At 33.2% G+C, this 17849-nt stretch carries 17 protein-coding genes; 16 read left to right on the top strand and 1 reads right to left on the bottom strand.

From position 1 onward, the window contains the following. The first annotated feature begins 33 nt into the window (after positions 1–33). Positions 34–216, top strand: coding sequence for a CsbD family protein (locus L987_RS07955; protein WP_002483111.1), 183 nt, complete (start codon positions 34–36; stop codon positions 214–216). Positions 217–253: 37 nt separating this feature from the next. After that, the gene (locus L987_RS13910) at positions 254–424 is read left to right on the top strand and encodes a hypothetical protein (RefSeq protein WP_164905595.1); all 171 of its coding nucleotides are present in this window, start codon (positions 254–256) and stop codon (positions 422–424) included. A gap of 146 nt (positions 425–570) precedes the next feature. Here L987_RS13910 and L987_RS07950 read toward each other — a convergent pair whose 3' ends face one another. Further along, complete coding sequence (locus tag L987_RS07950) at positions 571–1569, bottom strand: LLM class flavin-dependent oxidoreductase (protein ID WP_047503952.1); 999 nt, start codon at positions 1567–1569, stop codon at positions 571–573. Positions 1570–1862: 293 nt separating this feature from the next. Between L987_RS07950 and sal the strand changes: the two genes are divergently transcribed. The 14 genes from sal to greA all read left to right on the top strand — a co-directional run bounded on the left by sal (position 1863) and on the right by greA (position 17627). Then, on the top strand, positions 1863–3494 hold the full coding sequence (gene sal, locus L987_RS07945; protein ID WP_081979845.1) for a Sal family ABC-F type ribosomal protection protein: 1632 nt from the start codon (positions 1863–1865) through the stop codon (positions 3492–3494). A gap of 60 nt (positions 3495–3554) precedes the next feature. Then, on the top strand, positions 3555–4697 hold the full coding sequence (locus L987_RS07940; RefSeq protein ID WP_047503950.1) for a cysteine desulfurase family protein: 1143 nt from the start codon (positions 3555–3557) through the stop codon (positions 4695–4697). Next, positions 4698–5810 carry a tRNA 2-thiouridine(34) synthase MnmA gene (gene mnmA, locus L987_RS07935; protein WP_047503947.1) on the top strand — a complete coding sequence of 371 codons (1113 nt, stop codon included), beginning with the start codon at positions 4698–4700 and terminating at the stop codon, positions 5808–5810. A 134-nt stretch (positions 5811–5944) separates the two neighbouring features. Beyond that, complete coding sequence (locus tag L987_RS07930) at positions 5945–6610, top strand: tetratricopeptide repeat protein (protein WP_047503944.1); 666 nt, start codon at positions 5945–5947, stop codon at positions 6608–6610. A 3-nt stretch (positions 6611–6613) separates the two neighbouring features. Further along, positions 6614–8998, top strand: a complete 2385-nt coding sequence (gene recD2 / locus L987_RS07925) for an SF1B family DNA helicase RecD2 (protein ID WP_011302967.1) — start codon at positions 6614–6616, stop codon at positions 8996–8998. A gap of 347 nt (positions 8999–9345) precedes the next feature. Beyond that, positions 9346–11976, top strand: coding sequence for an alanine--tRNA ligase (alaS, locus tag L987_RS07920; protein ID WP_011302968.1), 2631 nt, complete (start codon positions 9346–9348; stop codon positions 11974–11976). Between the two features lie 69 nt (positions 11977–12045). Further along, complete coding sequence (locus L987_RS07915) at positions 12046–12306, top strand: IreB family regulatory phosphoprotein (protein WP_002483121.1); 261 nt, start codon at positions 12046–12048, stop codon at positions 12304–12306. A gap of 3 nt (positions 12307–12309) precedes the next feature. Further along, positions 12310–12738, top strand: a complete 429-nt coding sequence (gene ruvX / locus L987_RS07910; protein WP_011302969.1) for a Holliday junction resolvase RuvX — start codon at positions 12310–12312, stop codon at positions 12736–12738. 16 nt (positions 12739–12754) lie between these two features. Beyond that, positions 12755–13087, top strand: a complete 333-nt coding sequence (locus L987_RS07905) for a DUF1292 domain-containing protein (RefSeq protein WP_002483123.1) — start codon at positions 12755–12757, stop codon at positions 13085–13087. A 569-nt stretch (positions 13088–13656) separates the two neighbouring features. Beyond that, entirely contained in the window at positions 13657–14298 is a 642-nt protein-coding gene (locus tag L987_RS07900) for an O-methyltransferase (RefSeq protein ID WP_002483124.1), read from the top strand. Then, on the top strand, positions 14295–15218 hold the full coding sequence (locus tag L987_RS07895) for a peptidase U32 family protein (protein ID WP_011302970.1): 924 nt from the start codon (positions 14295–14297) through the stop codon (positions 15216–15218). Before L987_RS07900 ends, L987_RS07895 begins: the two co-directional genes overlap by 4 nt. A gap of 13 nt (positions 15219–15231) precedes the next feature. After that, entirely contained in the window at positions 15232–16500 is a 1269-nt protein-coding gene (locus tag L987_RS07890; RefSeq protein WP_047503939.1) for a peptidase U32 family protein, read from the top strand. Beyond that, complete coding sequence (gene udk, locus L987_RS07885; RefSeq protein WP_011302972.1) at positions 16500–17123, top strand: uridine kinase; 624 nt, start codon at positions 16500–16502, stop codon at positions 17121–17123. The genes L987_RS07890 and udk overlap by 1 nt, the downstream gene beginning before the upstream one ends. A 27-nt stretch (positions 17124–17150) precedes the next feature. Then, positions 17151–17627, top strand: a complete 477-nt coding sequence (gene greA, locus L987_RS07880) for a transcription elongation factor GreA (RefSeq protein ID WP_002483128.1) — start codon at positions 17151–17153, stop codon at positions 17625–17627. Positions 17628–17849: the final 222 nt, after the last annotated feature.

The raw sequence follows: 17849 nt of genomic DNA, 5'->3' as shown, positions 1-17849 counted from the left end.
ATGTATATTATATATCGCAAGGAGGTAATTATTATGGCAGATGAAAATAAATTTGAACAAGCAAAAGGTAATGTGAAAGAAACAGTTGGAAACGTTACTGATAATAAAGAATTAGAAAACGAAGGTAAAGAAGATAAAACTTCAGGTAAAGCTAAAGAGTTTGTAGAAAATGCAAAAGATAAAGCTAATGAAGTTATCGATAAATTCAAAAAATAATTTACACTAATTCAATTAATTAAAAGGAGCGATTCATATGGCTGAAAATTTCTTTGAAAAAGCAAAAGAAACTGCAAAAACAGTATCAGATAAATTAAAAGATACAGATAATGAAAAAGCTAAACAAGCATCTGAACAAATCGATAAATTCACTGGTGGCAGTGATAACGATAATAAAGATTATAAAAAAGAAAAAGACGAAAAATAATAGTTTATTCGATTAAATAAAAAGCACAACTTACTTTTATAAAGTAAGTTGTGCTTTTTAATTGTTACTTGAGTTGATATTCCAATGTATAGTACACTTACGCGCTCTAGTGCATTGAATTTTATTAGCGTTGTATATACATACTGTTATAGAGATTCAATCACATGTTTTAATTTACGGTAAGATTCTACCTGTGCATCTTGATCGTAAATGTAACTGATTGCCATTAGTTCATCTATCTCACCATGTTCTTCTATAAATGAATTTAATTTAGCTTTCACAGTTTCTTCTGAACCTATGAGTGATTGTGCCATTCGCTGTTTCGCTAATTCAAATTCAGTAGGCGTTAATAAACCTCTTAAATCGTCTGTTGGTGGTTGAACTGGCTGCATTCTTCCTCTAGTTATACTGACCATCACTTGCGCTTGTGTCGTTGATAAATATTCAGCTTGCTCATCTGTATCTGCGACGATGGCGTTTAAACAAACGATAACATAAGGTTCGCTCAATACCTCTGAGGGTTCAAATAAGTCTTTATATATTTGTATAGCATCTTTCATTTGTTGAGGAGCAAAGTGACCCGCAAATACATAAGGAAGTCCTTTACGCGCAGCTAAATGAGCCGAGTCAGTTGAAGAACCGAGTATATAAATAGGAACGTTTTTGTTTACTGCAGGATACGCGCGAACATAAGCCTGTTTATTTGCTGGTCCGAAATAAGTTGCCAATTGTTCAACTTCTTCAGGGAATTCATAAACACCATTATGCTGGTCTCTTCTTAACGCGCTAGCCGTCATCATATCTGTTCCTGGTGCACGACCTAAACCTAAATCTACACGATTTGGAAACACTGTTTCCATTGTACCGAATTGTTCAGCGACAACCAGAGGTGCATGATTAGGTAACATGATTCCTCCAGATCCAACACGTATTTTTGAAGTATGTTCTAGAGTGTGTTGGATCAACAATGCGGTCGCTGAACTGACTAGATTAGGCGCGTTATGATGTTCGGCAATCCAATAACGCTCATAATCTAAGGATTCTAATTGTTGTGCTAACGTCACCATATCTTCTATGGCATTCTGGTCATTTTGACCTTCACGAATTGGCACTAAGTTAAGTGCCGATAACTTTAAGTCTTTCATAATTAACGTAATCCTCCTTTAGATAACTAATATAAAGAATTATAACAGTGGTTTTTAAACTTGCGTAAGAAATTGCTCACTGTTATAATTAATGAAATTAAAACGAGAGGTGGCTTAAGAAAAATACTATGGATAATGCTCATAAGGTAAATATCAACGATGTACAAGAAAATAAAACTATTATGGGATAGGCATTGTCTGGTTAGTATTTTTATGTGAAAGCACCTTATAATCTTTTACAGTTATAATATTTAAAGATGTGTCATGTCCTTATTGAAAGCGAGGAAGATGATATGTCTTTTTATTTTTCAGAAAAACCATTTGAACAGTTTGGTAAAATATTGATAGAAGACGTAAATATTGATATCGAACTAGGTGAGCATGTTGCAATGATTAGTGATAATGGTGTCGGCAAGTCAACATTGTTAAATGCTTTAAATTTAAAATATGAAACGCAATCATATTTAATGAAGCAAGACTTGACGCAAGTATTTGATTTAACCGCGATGAACTTTATCATTTCAATAATTCCTGAGGTTGCAACTTTGAAAACGCAAATTGTAACCGATTATGACAAGATAAGTGATTATATCGCTTTAAATGGTTATGAGATAGAACAAAAAATAATTACTACCGCAAAGCGTTTTAATATAAGTGAACAAGATTTAGATAAGCCAATACGATTATTAAGTGGCGGACAACAAACAAGCGTTGCATTAATCAGAGCGTTTATATCTGAAAAACCGCTAATTATATTAGATGAACCTACAAATCATCTTGATCAAGCAATGTTAGATAATTTAATTATAGAAATAAATAAGTCTAAGCAAACGATACTCTACGTTTCACATCACCGTGGTTTTATAAATCAGACTGCGAGTCATGTTTATGAAATCACTAGAAAAACATCGAGAAAATTTCAAGGTGATTATAATCAATACCATTCAGTCAAACAATTAGAATTTCAATCTCATAAAAATGCATATGATAAGCAACAAAAAGAAATCAAAGCGCTGGAAGAATCAATTGCACGCGTGAATGAATGGCATTCAACTGCCAAAGCTACGACCAGTGTGCGTGACCCTAAACAACAAAAGCGTCTTAGCAAACTAGCTAAAAAAGCAAAAGTAAAAAATGCTCAGTTAACACATAAATTAAATGAAAAGCAGTTTGAGTCTCCGGATAAACAAGATAGAAAGTTTCATTTTAATGATGAACAATTAGTGCGTAATCGAGAATTAGTGAAATTAGAAGATATATGTATAAGTATTGAACAAAAAATAATTTATAGCAAAGCAAATTTTGAAATTAAAAAAGATGAACATATTTTATTAACTGGTCCGAATGGTAGTGGTAAATCATTACTAATTGCGCTTATGAGACAACAAGTGAAACCGGATAAAGGTACAGTTTATGTAACGGCTTCAGTAAAAATTGCGTATTTTGATCAACAAAATAATAATTTGAATTACAGACAAACACCATTAGATATGGTCATGTCAATAGATCATATGACACGTAGTTATGCTCAAACAATCTTGGCTTCGTTCGGTTTTGATAAAGATAAAATACAACAAACGATTCGTTCTTTATCTATGGGTGAAAAAAGCAGATTGCAATTTGTACTATTGTTTTTTTCAAATGCTAATTTACTCATTTTAGATGAACCAACGAATTACTTTGATATTACAACGCAAGACTTAATTTTAAATATGATCAAACAGTTCAAAGGACAAGTGTTGATTGTTACACATGATTCATATTTGCAAAAGCATTTTGATGCGACACATTGGGTTGTAAAAAACAAACAATTACTTAATGTTACAATGAATAGTGAACAAAAGATTAATACGCAGAATACGTTGAATTTATTAAATGATTTCAGAGATATAGATGAAAATGGCCATTTTGAAACAGACGACTAGAAAAATAAATTATATGGTGCTATTATTGGAACATTGATAAAAATTTAAGGAGTGTCAAACATGGAAGTATATGCAGATTATGCTGCAACAACACCCGTCAAACAAGAAGTTATTGATAAAATGATGGAAGTCTATTCAGTACATTTTGGTAATCCGTCATCAATTCACAGCATGGGTAGGGATGCCAGAAAATACTTAGATGATGCGCGTCGTACAATTGCTAAATCGTTTAATGCTAAGCCAAGTGAAATCATCTTTACTAGTGGTGCAACTGAATCAAATAACACTGCAATTAAAGGTATTGCTTATGAGCACATGCACAAAGGTAAACACATCATTACTACTAAGATTGAGCATCATTCTGTACTTCATGTATTTGAACAACTCGAAAAAGAAGGTTTTGAAGTTACTTATTTAGAAGTGGATAAAGAAGGATTGATTAACCTTAATCAATTAAGAAATGCACTTACTGAAGAAACCATTTTAGTTTCAATTATGTTTGTTAACAATGAAATTGGGACTGTTGAACCTATGTATGATATTGAAGAAATTATTTCAGAATCAAATGCATTATTCCATGTTGATGCAGTTCAGGCTATTGGACACTTAGAAATTGATTTCCATGATTTTAATATGGATGCTATGAGTATTACTGCGCATAAATTTGGTGGTCCAAAAGGTGTCGGCGTACTTTTGCTTAAAGAAGAAACTAAATTGAAGTATCAACAATTAGGTGGAGAACAAGAAGCAAAACGTAGAGCTGGTACTGAAAATGTGCCACAAATTGTAGGTTTAGCTGAAGCAATCAAGTTAGCTAATGAGCATAGAGATGAAAATAATGTGCATCTTATGAATTTAAAGAATTTGTTTCTAGTGTCGTTACAAGAGCGCTCAGTTCCATTTGAACTCAATGGATCCATGACAGATTCAACAGGACATATCATTAATTTATATTTACCGTTTGTAGATGTTGAAACAATGCTCACATTATTAGATTTATCAAATATTTATGTATCATCAGGCTCGGCATGTACAGCAGGAACAACGACGCCATCACACGTGTTACAAGCAATGTATAGTGATGATGAGCGAGCGAAGCACTCAGTTAGATTTAGCTTTAATGAACAGACGACAGAACAAGAAGTTAAATATATAGTTTCAGAAATTCACAAAATATACCATAAATTTAGGGAGGAAATGTAGTTGTCAAATAAAGATACACGCGTAGTAGTTGGCATGTCAGGCGGCGTTGATAGTTCAGTTACAGCACATATTTTAAAAGAACAAGGATATGATGTAATTGGCATTTTTATGAAAAATTGGGATGATACAGATGAAAATGGATTTTGTACTGCAACAGAGGATTATAATGATGTCATCGCTGTATGTAATCAAATAGGTATTCCATATTATGCAATTAATTTTGAAAAAGAATATTGGGATAAAGTGTTTACTTATTTCTTGGACGAATATAAAAAAGGGCGTACACCAAATCCAGATGTTATGTGTAATAAAGAAATTAAATTTAAAGCATTTTTAGAACATGCGTTAAAACTTGGTGCAGATTATGTTGCAACTGGGCATTATGCACGTGTGCGTCGTCATGAAGATGGTCATGTTGAAATGCTAAGAGGTGTTGATAATAATAAAGATCAAACATATTTCTTGAATCAGTTATCTCAATCCCAGTTGTCACGTGTGATGTTCCCAATAGGAGATATAGAGAAAAAAGAAGTACGCAGAATAGCAGAAGAACAAGACCTAGCTACAGCTAAAAAGAAAGATTCAACAGGAATCTGTTTTATTGGCGAACGTAATTTCAAAGAATTCTTATCACAATATTTACCAGCACAATCTGGAGAAATGAGAACACTAAAAGGTGAAAAAATCGGCACTCATGCTGGCTTGATGTATTATACAATTGGTCAACGTCACGGATTAGGTATTGGTGGCGATGGTGATCCATGGTTTGTTGTAGGTAAAAATTTAGATGACAATATTTTATATGTGGAACAAGGATTCCATCATGACGCATTATACAGCGATTATCTTATAGCATCTGATATCTCTTTCGTAAATGATGTAGATCTAGAAAATGGTTTCGAATGTACTGCTAAATTTAGATATCGTCAAAAAGATACGAAAGTATTTGTAAAAAATGAAAACGAAAATGCTATACGCGTGATATTTAATGAACCAGTTCGCGCCATTACACCTGGCCAATCTGTCGTTTTATACGATGGTGATGTATGTTTAGGTGGCGCAACGATAGATGACGTTTATAAAGAATCTGGTCAACTAAGTTACGTTGTATAAATATTACTTTTGAATTTTATTCGAAATCGTTAGAAAGCTATTCAAAATAGTAACTAACGATTTCTTTTTTTGAAATTATCATTTCAAATACCGTGGTAAATGTTATAATAAGTAGTCAGAAATGAGGGTTAGAAATGAATCAAGAACAGATATATAATTTAATTAAACAAGGCAATTTTGAAGAAGCATTAAAAGCATTATTTGAAAACATAGAAGCAAATCCAAAAGAAGTGGAAAATTACATAAATGCAGGGATTTTATTAGCTGAAGCGAACGAAGTAGATAAAGCAGAAAAATTCTTTCAACGTGCAATTACTTTAGATCCGCAAAATGGCGCAATCTATTATAATCTCGGGAATGTATATTACAATGAAGGCCGTTTTAATGAAGCGATTAAATTGTATCAACAAGCGTTGAAATTTAACGTTGATCAAGTCGATACTAACTATATGATTGGCATGTCATTTAATCAATTAGAAGCATTTAAAGAGGCTTTACCTTTTTTAATGACTGCAGCAGAACAAGATGACCGTCATGATGTTGAGGTTCAATTTCAGTATGGGCTTGTACTTTGTCATTTAGAAATGTTTGAGCAAGCGATAAAGCAACTTAAGTTGGTGTTAGAAATGGATAATAAACATTCAGATGCATTATATAATTTAGGTTTGGCAACTTATATGCAGACTGAAGATACAGCACAAGCAATTGAATATTTTGAAGCTGCTGTAGACGCAAATCCAGAACATGTTATGAGTCAGCATGCTATAAAAACATTTAAATCTATCGCAGAGGAGGAATAACTGATGGGAGACCCTACACTATTTAATAATTCAATGATTAAAGGAACCGTTGATGCGATTTTATTTCAAAATAAAGAAAATTTTTATACGGTTTTAAAAGTTGATACAATTGAGTCAAGTGAAACATTTGATTCAATGCCTACGATTGTAGGGTTTTTCCCAGAAATTGCTGAAGGTGATGTTTATACATTCAAAGGCCAAGTTGTTACACATCCAAAGTATGGTAAACAACTTAAAGCTGAAACGTTTGAAAAAGAATTACCACAAACTAAAGAGGCAATTATTAGTTATTTATCAAGTGATTTATTTAAAGGTATTGGTAAAAAAACTGCGCAAAGTATTGTTAATAAACTAGGTGAAAATGCTATAAACGATATCTTGAATGACCCGTCGGTATTAGAGCAAGTACCTGGTTTACCTAAGAAAAAGCAAAAACAAATTGCTGAACAAATTGCTAGTAATCAAGAGACGGAGCAAATTATCATACGCTTACATGATTTAGGGTTTGGACCAAAACTAGCTATGGCGATTTACCAAGCGTATTTAGGAGAAACACTTAATGTTGTTGAAAATAAACCCTACCAACTCGTATATGATGTAAAAGGAATTGGATTTAATAAAGCTGATACCTTAGCACGTAATGTTGGAATCCAGTTCAATGATACAGAAAGACTAAAAGCGGGTTTGTTATATGTACTTGAAGAGGAATGTATTAAGCAAGGACATACATATTTACCTACTCAAAATGTATTAGAAATGACTCAAGATATGCTTTCTCAAGCACCTAGTGAAATAATAGAAATGCAACAATTGAATCATGTATTACAAGAATTGGTAAATGATACCAAACTCATTCAACAAGAAAATGAAGTTGCAATTCCGAGTTTATATTATTCAGAATTAAAAAGTGTGCAGAATCTTTATCGCAATTATGCGTATAAGAATAAACTCAAACAAATAGAACAGTCTGATCTTTTAATGAAGATTGGAGAAATTGAAGAGCGCAATCAAGTTAATTATGCAAATTCACAAAAAGATGCGTTACAGACTGCTATTAATTCTAAAATTATGCTGCTCACAGGTGGCCCTGGTACAGGTAAAACAACTGTGATAAAAGGTATTGTAGAATTATATGCAGAAATTCATGGTCTCTCATTAAATTATGATGATTATCAAAATGATGATTATCCAGTCGTATTAGGTGCGCCTACAGGAAGAGCTTCAAAGCGTTTGGCAGAGTCGACAGGTTTAGAAGCCATGACAATTCATCGCTTAATCGGATGGAATCAGGATACACAACCGGAAGATATTTTAGATAATGAAATATCAGCAAAATTAATTATCATTGATGAGATGTCTATGGTTGATACTTGGCTGTTTCACCAATTTTTAAGTGCAGTTCCAATAGATGCACAAATCATTTTAGTAGGTGATGAAGATCAATTGCCTTCTGTAGGTCCTGGTCAAGTATTTAAAGATTTAATTGATTCAAAAGTGATACCTCGTGTTAATTTAACAGAAGTTTATAGACAACAAGATGGTTCTAGTATTATTGAATTAGCGCATCGGATGAAACTAGGTGAACCGATTGATATAACCCAACGTTTTCATGATCGAAATTTTATAAATTGTAATACAGATCAGATTCCGACAGTTGTGGAAAAAGTTGTTTCAAGCGCTGTGAATAAAGGCTATGATATGAGTGACATTCAAGTGCTTGCACCAATGTATAAAGGGTCAGCAGGCATTAAAAAACTTAATATGGTATTACAAGATATTTTAAATCCTAAGGATAAAGATACACGTGAAATAGAATTTGGTGATGTGTTTTTTAGAAAAGGTGACAAAGTCTTGCAACTTGTAAATAGGCCTAATGATAATATTTTCAACGGTGATATTGGTGTAATCGTGGGTGTTTTTTGGGCAAAAGAAAATGCGTTGAACAAAGATGTATTAGTCGTTGATTTTGAAGGTAATGAAATTACTTTTGTTCGTCAAGATTTAATAGAATTAACTCATGCTTATTGTACGTCGATCCATAAATCACAAGGTTCTGAATTCCCAATAGTCATCATGCCTATGGTAAAACAATACTTTAGAATGCTACAAAAGCCCATATTATATACTGGCTTAACAAGGGCTAAACAATCCCTTGTCTTTTTAGGTGATCCGCAAGCCTTTGATATTGGTTTAAAAACGCATGGACAAGTGAGAATGACACAGTTATGCACATTTTTAAAAGCCTACTTTAATAACGATGCATCTACTGAAGAAGAAATCAGCGACACATTTGATGCTGATATCATTCTAACTGAAGACAATATTTTTAAAATTAACCCAATGATTAATATGGGAGATATTTCCCCATATGACTTCGTTGAAGATTGACATGTGACAAGAAAATAAATACAATATAATTAACTTCACATAAAGATGAGTAAATTATACTGAGCGAAAAGAGATGTACTGGTTGGTGAAAAGTACAGTCGGTATAGTTGAATGCTACTTTGTGTCAGCAAGCATAATAACTAATTAAGTGATAAGTGTATGTTAGGGAATTAAAGTCAGTCGTTTGATCTGTGTGATACTTACAATTAAGATTGAATTAATTTGTTAACACTTATAACTAGGGTGGTACCGCGAAACGTTCGTCCCTTTATGAGGATGGGCGTTTTTTATTTTCTTTTTTAATTATTTAAAGAACTAACATGAGTTGAGATGGAGGAATTTTAAGTATGAAAAACTTAAAAGCAAGTGAAATTAGACAAAATTTTATTGATTATTTCGTAGAAAAAGGCCATATGGTAGAACCTTCTGCACCATTAGTCCCTATTGACGATGATTCACTATTATGGATTAATTCTGGTGTAGCTACACTGAAAAAATATTTTGATGGTAGAGAAACACCTAGAAAACCAAGAATAGTTAATTCTCAAAAGGCAATTCGTACAAATGATATAGAAAATGTTGGCTTCACAGCACGTCATCATACATTTTTTGAAATGTTAGGTAACTTTTCAATTGGGGATTACTTTAAGCAAGAAGCTATAGAATTTGCATGGGAATTTTTAACAAGTGAAAAGTGGATGGCAATGGAACCTAAACTTCTATATGTGACAATACATCCAGAGGATAAAGAAGCGTATAGAATTTGGAATGAAGACATTGGACTTGAGGAAAGTCGTATTATTCGCATTGAAGGCAACTTCTGGGATATTGGTGAAGGCCCATCAGGTCCAAATACGGAAATTTTCTATGATCGTGGAGAAGATTTTGGACAAGATGATCCTGCAGAAGAAATGTATCCAGGGGGAGAAAATGAACGTTTCCTTGAAGTATGGAATTTAGTGTTTAGTGAGTTCAATCACAATAAAGATCATACTTATACACCACTGCCTAATAAAAATATTGATACCGGCATGGGTCTTGAAAGAATGGCATCACTTGCTCAAAATGTGCGTACAAATTATGAAACAGACTTATTTATGCCTATCATTCATGAAGTAGAAAAAGTATCAGGTAAAACATACTTGGAAAATGATAACTATGATGTGGCATTTAAAGTGATTGCCGACCATATTCGTACAATTGCATTTGCCATTGCAGATGGTGCACTACCAGCTAATGAAGGAAGAGGATATGTTTTACGTCGTTTATTACGTAGAGCAGTAAGATTCAGTCAATCATTAGATATTAATGAACCATTTATGTATCGTCTAGTTGATATTGTAGCTGACATTATGGAACCATATTATCCTAATGTTAAAGAAAAAGCAGACTTTATTAAGCGCGTCATTAAATCAGAAGAAGAACGCTTCCATGAAACATTAGAAGAAGGTCTAGCTATTCTAAATAACTTAGTTGCACAAGCGAAAACATCTACCCATGAAATCAGTGGTAAAGACGCTTTTAAATTATATGACACTTACGGCTTTCCAGTTGAGTTAACAGAAGAAATTGCGACACAAGAAAATTTATCAATAGATATGCAAACATTCGAAGAAGAAATGCAACAGCAACGAGACAGAGCAAGACAAGCAAGACAAAATTCACAATCTATGCAAGTTCAAAGTGAAGTATTGAAAAAGATTACCACAGATAGCACATTTGTTGGGTATGATGTTATGGACAAAGCCTCTGTCATCACAGATATTATCCAAAATGGTGAACTTGTAGAATCTGCAGAAGCAGGAGAGACGATTTACTTTATTTTACGTGAGACACCATTTTATGCTGTTAGTGGTGGTCAAGTGGCAGACCAAGGTACAATTAGTAATGAAAACTTTGAAATCGCAGTTACTGAAGTGACTAAAGCACCAAATGGTCAGAATTTGCACAAAGGTGAGATTCAATTTGGTACTGTTAAGAAGAATGCTGAAGTTTCAGCGAGTGTGAATCACAAAGAACGTCGTTCAATCAAGAAAAACCATAGTGCAACACATTTATTACACGCTGCATTAAAAGAAGTCCTTGGAGATCACGTTAATCAAGCAGGTTCACTTGTTGAAGCAGATCGTCTAAGATTTGACTTTTCACACTTTGGCCCAATGACACAAGAGGAAATTGACACGGTTGAGCGTCGTGTTAATGAAGAAATTTGGAACAGTATTGAAGTAGATATTCAAGAAATGCCAATTTCTGAAGCAAAACAACTAGGTGCTATGGCACTTTTCGGTGAAAAATATGGTGAAATTGTAAGAGTTGTAAATATGGCCCCATTTTCAATTGAATTATGTGGTGGTATTCACGTGAACAACACAGCAGAAATCGGTTTATTTAAAATAGTAAGTGAGTCTGGTACAGGTGCTGGAGTGCGTCGAATAGAAGCATTGACTGGTAAATCAGCTTTCTTATACTTAGAAACGATTCAATCTCAATTTAACGCAGTTAAATCGCAAGTAAAAGTAAAATCAGATGACCAAGTATTAGAGAAAATCGTTCATATGCAAGACGAAGAAAAAGAGCTTACAAAACAACTTGAACAAAAGAATAAAGAAGTGACATCATTAAAAATGGGTGACATCACTAATCAAGTAGAAGAAATTAATGGATTGAAAGTCTTAGCAACGGAAGTAGACGTTCCTAATGCTAAAGCAATACGTGAAACTATGGATGATTTTAAATCAAAATTACAAGATACTGTTATTGTACTTATTAGTAATATAGATGGTAAGGTGTCATTAGTAGCTACCGTACCAAAAGCATTAACTGATAAAGTGAAAGCAGGAGATATCATTAAAAACATGGCTCCTGTAGTAGGCGGTAAAGGTGGCGGACGCCCTGATATGGCTCAAGGCGGCGGTACTGAACCAAAGAACATAACAGAATCATTACGTTTCATTAAAGATTACATTAAATCTCTATAAGTTGATTCGATTCTAATGTAGAATATAAGTAAGAACTTTTTTTACTCGATACAAAGGAGTGTAAGAACAATGGAAAATTTTGATAAAACAATGAAATTTAATTATGATGAAATTCCAAAAGAAGATGTCAAAACAGTATTACAAAATGTCTATCATACCTTAGAAGAAAGAGGATATAATCCTGTGAACCAAATTGTTGGTTACTTATTATCAGGAGATCCTGCATATATTCCACGTAATAACGAAGCTAGAAATCAAATTCGTCGTATTGATCGCGATGATATCATGGAAGAATTAGTTTCAAACTATTTGCAAGAGAAATCGAATTAGTTTATGTTAAAGCATAAAATTATAGGATTAGATGTAGGAAGTAAGACTGTTGGCATTGCAATAAGTGATCTGATGGGTTGGACAGCCCAAGGATTAGACACACTCCGTATAGACGAAGAGAACAATGAATTAGGTATTGAAGCATTAGTAAAAATTATAAAAAGAGATAACGTTGGTACTGTAGTTATTGGATTACCAAAAAATATGAACAATTCTATTGGATTTCGAGGCGAGGCTTCGTTACAATACAAGGAGCAACTTCAAGAAGCACTGCCATCATTAGAAATAATTATGTGGGATGAACGTCTAAGCACTATGGCTGCGGAGCGTTCATTACTTGAAGCGGATGTTTCTAGACAGAAACGAAAAAAAGTAATAGATAAAATGGCAGCAGTATTTATATTGCAAGGCTATTTAGACTCATTACAATAAAAAGGAGCTTTTAATAATGACAGAGCATAACCATGATTCTCAATTAGAAATTAACAATGAAGAGGAATTACTTACATTATATGATGAAGAAGGTAATGAAGTCTTATATCGTAAAGTATTAGAATTTTTCCACCCAGAATTCAAAAAAGAATACGTTATTCTTGCTGAAGAAGGTGCAGAATCAGATGATGACGATTTAATTGAATTGGTGCCTATGATTAATGAGCCAGATGAAAATGGTGAAGGTGGCAAATTCTTACCAGTGGAAACTGACGAAGAATGGGATATGATTGAAGAAGTCGTTAATACAGAAATGGATGATCATGACCACGATCATGACCACGAATAATTAAAAAATCGTTCTTTAAATATAAGTCACTATGAAGTAAACCATACTGGAAAAGCAGTATGGTTTTTTTCTGTAAATAAACGAATAAAAATCGAATGATTAATGATAATTATATATTTAAGAGTTAACTAACTACGGAATTTATGCTTATATTATCGGGGTGTTTATGGTAAAATATATAAAGTTAAATTCAAACACATACGATTTTGAAATTGCATTTATTAATAATGGAATAGACCATATAAATGTTATATGTAAATATATTTTTCATCTTTACTAAAATTAAACTAGCACGAGCACCAATGACTAGTGTGATTGATAGTCTGTGCGGTAACTGATTAAGTTGAAAATACAATGATAATAGATGTTAAAGCATAATTTCTAAAGAAAATATGATGGTCATACATAAAATGACGCATTCTAGCGCAAATCTATAAGTATTTTGAGTTTTTAATTGGCCATTTTTGCCGGGATGGGGCAAGGAACCTTATGTACAAAAGGCTTCTATACTACTCCCTATTTTATTGTTAAAACTTATGTATTATATTATAACGAAGGAAGTTTTGAAAATGGATAATAATCAATCCTATTTATTAAATTTACATAAACAAACCGATGAAACGATAGAGTCTTTGAGACCATATGCAGAAGCGAATAACGTCCCTATTGTAGACAGACTTACTTTAGAAATGATTAAGCAATTGATTAGGCTGCATAAACCACAAAATATTTTAGAAATTGGTACAGCGATTGGCTATAGTGCAATGCAATTTGCATCTGTATCTAAGGATGTACATATTACGACAATTGAACGTGATTCAGATATGCAACAGCAAGCAAAAGAAAATATTAGGAAATACGATTTTTCAAATCAAGTGACATTGGTTGAGGGTGACGCGTTAGAGCAATTTCATAATGTCGAACAAGAAAGTTTCGATATGATATTTATTGATGCTGCTAAAGCACAGTCTAAGAAATTCTTTGAATTATATACACCTTTATTAAAAGAAGGTGGCGTAGTTATTACGGATAATGTACTCTATCATGGCTTTGTTTCTGATATTTCAGTTGTGCGGACTCGCAATGTGCGCCAAATGGTTAAAAAGGTGATTGAATATAACGAATGGCTTATGAATAACGAAGCTTATACGACTAACTTTTTAAATATTGATGATGGATTAGCCATTTCAATTAAAGGAGAATCTAAATGACAGAATTATTAGTGACACCCAAATCGGTTAAACATATCGAAACATTAATTGAAAAAGGTGCTGATGCCTTTGTCATTGGCGAGCAAAAATTTGGTTTGAGATTAGCAGGAGAATTTGATAAAGCAGCAATGATTGAAGCAGTGGATATGATTCATCGTAATGGTAAAAAGGCATATGCTGCAGTAAATGGTATATTCCATAACTATCATTTAAGTGCAGTTGAAGCTTATATTGATTTTCTTCATGAAATAAAAGTTGATCGAATTATCTTTGGAGACCCAGCTGTTGTTATGTATGTTAAACAACACACAGATCCAATTCCTTTACATTGGGATGCAGAAGCACTGGTGACTAATTATTTTCAATGTAATTATTGGGGAGAAAAAGGAGCTGCACGTGCACAACTTGCTAGAGAATTGAGTTTGGACGAAATCCTTAATATCAAAGCCCATGCGAATGTTGAAATTGAAGTTCAAGTTCATGGTATGACTTGCATGTTCCAATCTAAGCGTATGTTGTTAGGTAATTATTACACTTTCCAAGAACGTCAAATGAAGATCTCCCGTAACGATGAAACGAATGATTTATTATTATATGACGAAGAACGTGATAATAAATACCCAGTTTATGAAGATTATAATGGAACACATATTATGTCACCAAACGATATTTGCTTAATAGAAGAATTGGAACCATTACTTGAAGCGGGTATAGATTCACTGAAAATAGACGGCATCTTACAGTCAGAAAGTTATATCAATATTTGTACTGAACAATACAGAGAAGCAATAGATCTGTATAATGAGGACCCAGATGCATATGAAGATGAAAAATTCATGCTTGTCGATCCAATAGAAGCAATACAACCGGAACATCGCCCGTTTGACGAAGGCTTCTTATATAAACAAACAGTATACTAATGGAGGTTAACTCGTGAAAATTTTAGAAGAAATTAATGTTCAAAATAAACCTAAAATGAAAAAGCCTGAACTTCTTGCCCCTGCTGGTAATTTAGAGAAACTTAAAATAGCTATACATTATGGTGCAGATGCTGTTTTTCTCGGTGGACAAGAATATGGTTTGAGATCTAATGCAGATAACTTTACAATGCCAGAAATCCAAGAGGGTGTTGCATTTGCAAAGCGTTATGGTGCTAAAATATACGTAACCACTAATATAATTGCTCATGATGAAAATATAGACGGCTTAGACACCTATTTACGCGATTTAGCATTAACAGGTGCAACTGGTATTATCGTTGCTGATCCGCTTATAATTGAAACTTGTAAAAAAGTAGCGCCAGAATTGGAAATCCACCTTTCAACACAGCAATCACTTTCTAATTACAAAGCAGTTGAGTTTTGGAAAGAAGAAGGTTTAGATAGGGTTGTTTTAGCACGTGAGACAGGTGCTATGGAAATGAAAGAGATGAAAGAAAAAGTTGATATTGAAATTGAATCTTTTATACATGGTGCAATGTGTATTGCTTATTCAGGAAGATGTACATTAAGTAATCATATGACTGCGCGTGACTCAAATCGTGGTGGGTGTTGTCAAAGTTGTCGATGGGATTATGATTTATTACATATTGAATCTGATGGGGAATTAGATTTATATTATGGTGATCATGAGGTTGCACCTTTTGCAATGAGCCCTAAAGATTTGAAATTAATAGAATCGATTCCTAATATGATGGATATTGGTGTAGATTCTTTAAAAATTGAAGGACGCATGAAATCCATACATTATATTGCGACAGTAGTCTCAATTTATAGAAAAGTTATAGACGCATATGCAAGTGATCCAGAGAACTTTAAGATTAAGCCAGAATGGTTGATTGAACTAGACAAATGCGCTAATAGAGATACTGCATCTGCATTTATAGAAGGTACACCAGGTTATGAAGAGCAAATGTTTGGTCAACAAAATAAGAAAAATTCTGCTTATGATTTCTGTGGGTTAGTGTTAGATTATGATAAAGCGACTAAAATTGCTACAGTACAACAACGCAATAAATTTGAACCTGGACAGGAAATTGAATTTTTTGGACCAGAAATTGATACTTTTCGACAAGTTGTGGAAACAATTTATGATGAAGAGGGAAATGAACTTGATGCTGCACGCCATCCGTTGCAGATAGTTCAAATTAAAGTCGCTCATCCAATTTATGCGAATAACATGATGAGAAAGGAAATTGGATAATGAAAAGTACAACAATAATAGGCATTGCCGGTGGTTCAGGATCGGGGAAAACATCCGTTACAAACGAAATAATGAAAAATTTAGAAGGTCATAGTGTTGCACTATTGGCTCAAGACTATTATTATAAAGACCAATCACATTTAACTTTTGATGAACGTTTAGAAACCAATTACGATCATCCATTTGCATTTGATAATGATTTATTAATTGACAATTTGAATGACTTGAGGAATGGTAAGCAGGTTGAAGTGCCAACATATGACTACTCAAATCATACGAGAAGTAAGGAAACGATTGCATTTGAGCCAAAAGATGTTATCATCGTAGAAGGTATATTTGCACTTGAAAACAAAACATTAAGAGATTTAATGGATGTCAAAATTTATGTTGATACAGATGCTGATCTGCGCATATTAAGACGTCTGCTTCGTGATACCGAAGAAAGAGGACGTACAATGGAATCTGTTATTAATCAATATCTGAATGTAGTTCGGCCTATGCATAATCAATTCATAGAACCAACTAAGAGATACGCAGATATTATCATACCAGAAGGCGGAAGTAATAAAGTAGCTATCGATATAATGACGACGAAGATTCAAACTTTAGTTAGTAAACAATAGTATTTATAAGTAAAGGAAGATGACATAATGGAAAACCAAAAGCAATATCCAATGACGCAAGAAGGTTTTGAGAAATTAGAACATGAGCTTGAAGAATTAAAAACTGTTAAACGACCTGAAGTCGTTGAAAAAATTAAAATTGCCCGTTCTTTTGGTGACTTATCAGAGAACTCAGAGTATGATGCGGCAAAAGATGAACAAGGTTTTATTGAGCAAGATATCCAACGTGTAGAAAACATGTTACGTAATGCACTTATTATCGAAGATACAGGTAATAATAACGAAGTACAATTAGGTAAAACAGTTACGATTGTTGAATTACCTGGTGAAGAAGAAGAAGAATATCAAATTGTTGGTTCTGCAGAGTCAGACGCATTTAAAGGTAAAATTTCTAACGAATCACCTATGGCCAAAAGTTTAATTGGCAAAAAATTAGACGATGAAGTACGTGTTCCACTACCAAATGGTGGAGAAATAAATGTTAAAATCGTAAATATCAAATAAATTTTAGTGCAAATCCCCCCACACATGTTAAATGTCTGGGGGGATTTTACACTTTGCTAAAATATTTCTATACTTGCAGACTATATTCTGATAAATTGATAACAATTATAAAATTATTTAGGCTATCTATATTGATTCTTTTCATATAAGCCGAATTCATTATTTATTATAATCTATGATAATTATTTGCTATTAAACAGAAATTTATAATAAATGATATAA

It is taken from the genome of Staphylococcus sp. ZWU0021 (assembly GCF_000798895.1).
Classification (GTDB): Bacteria; Bacillota; Bacilli; order Staphylococcales; family Staphylococcaceae; genus Staphylococcus; species Staphylococcus saprophyticus.
The sequence above is the reverse complement of the archived record's forward strand: the minus strand, read 5'-3'. Positions and strand labels throughout refer to the sequence as shown.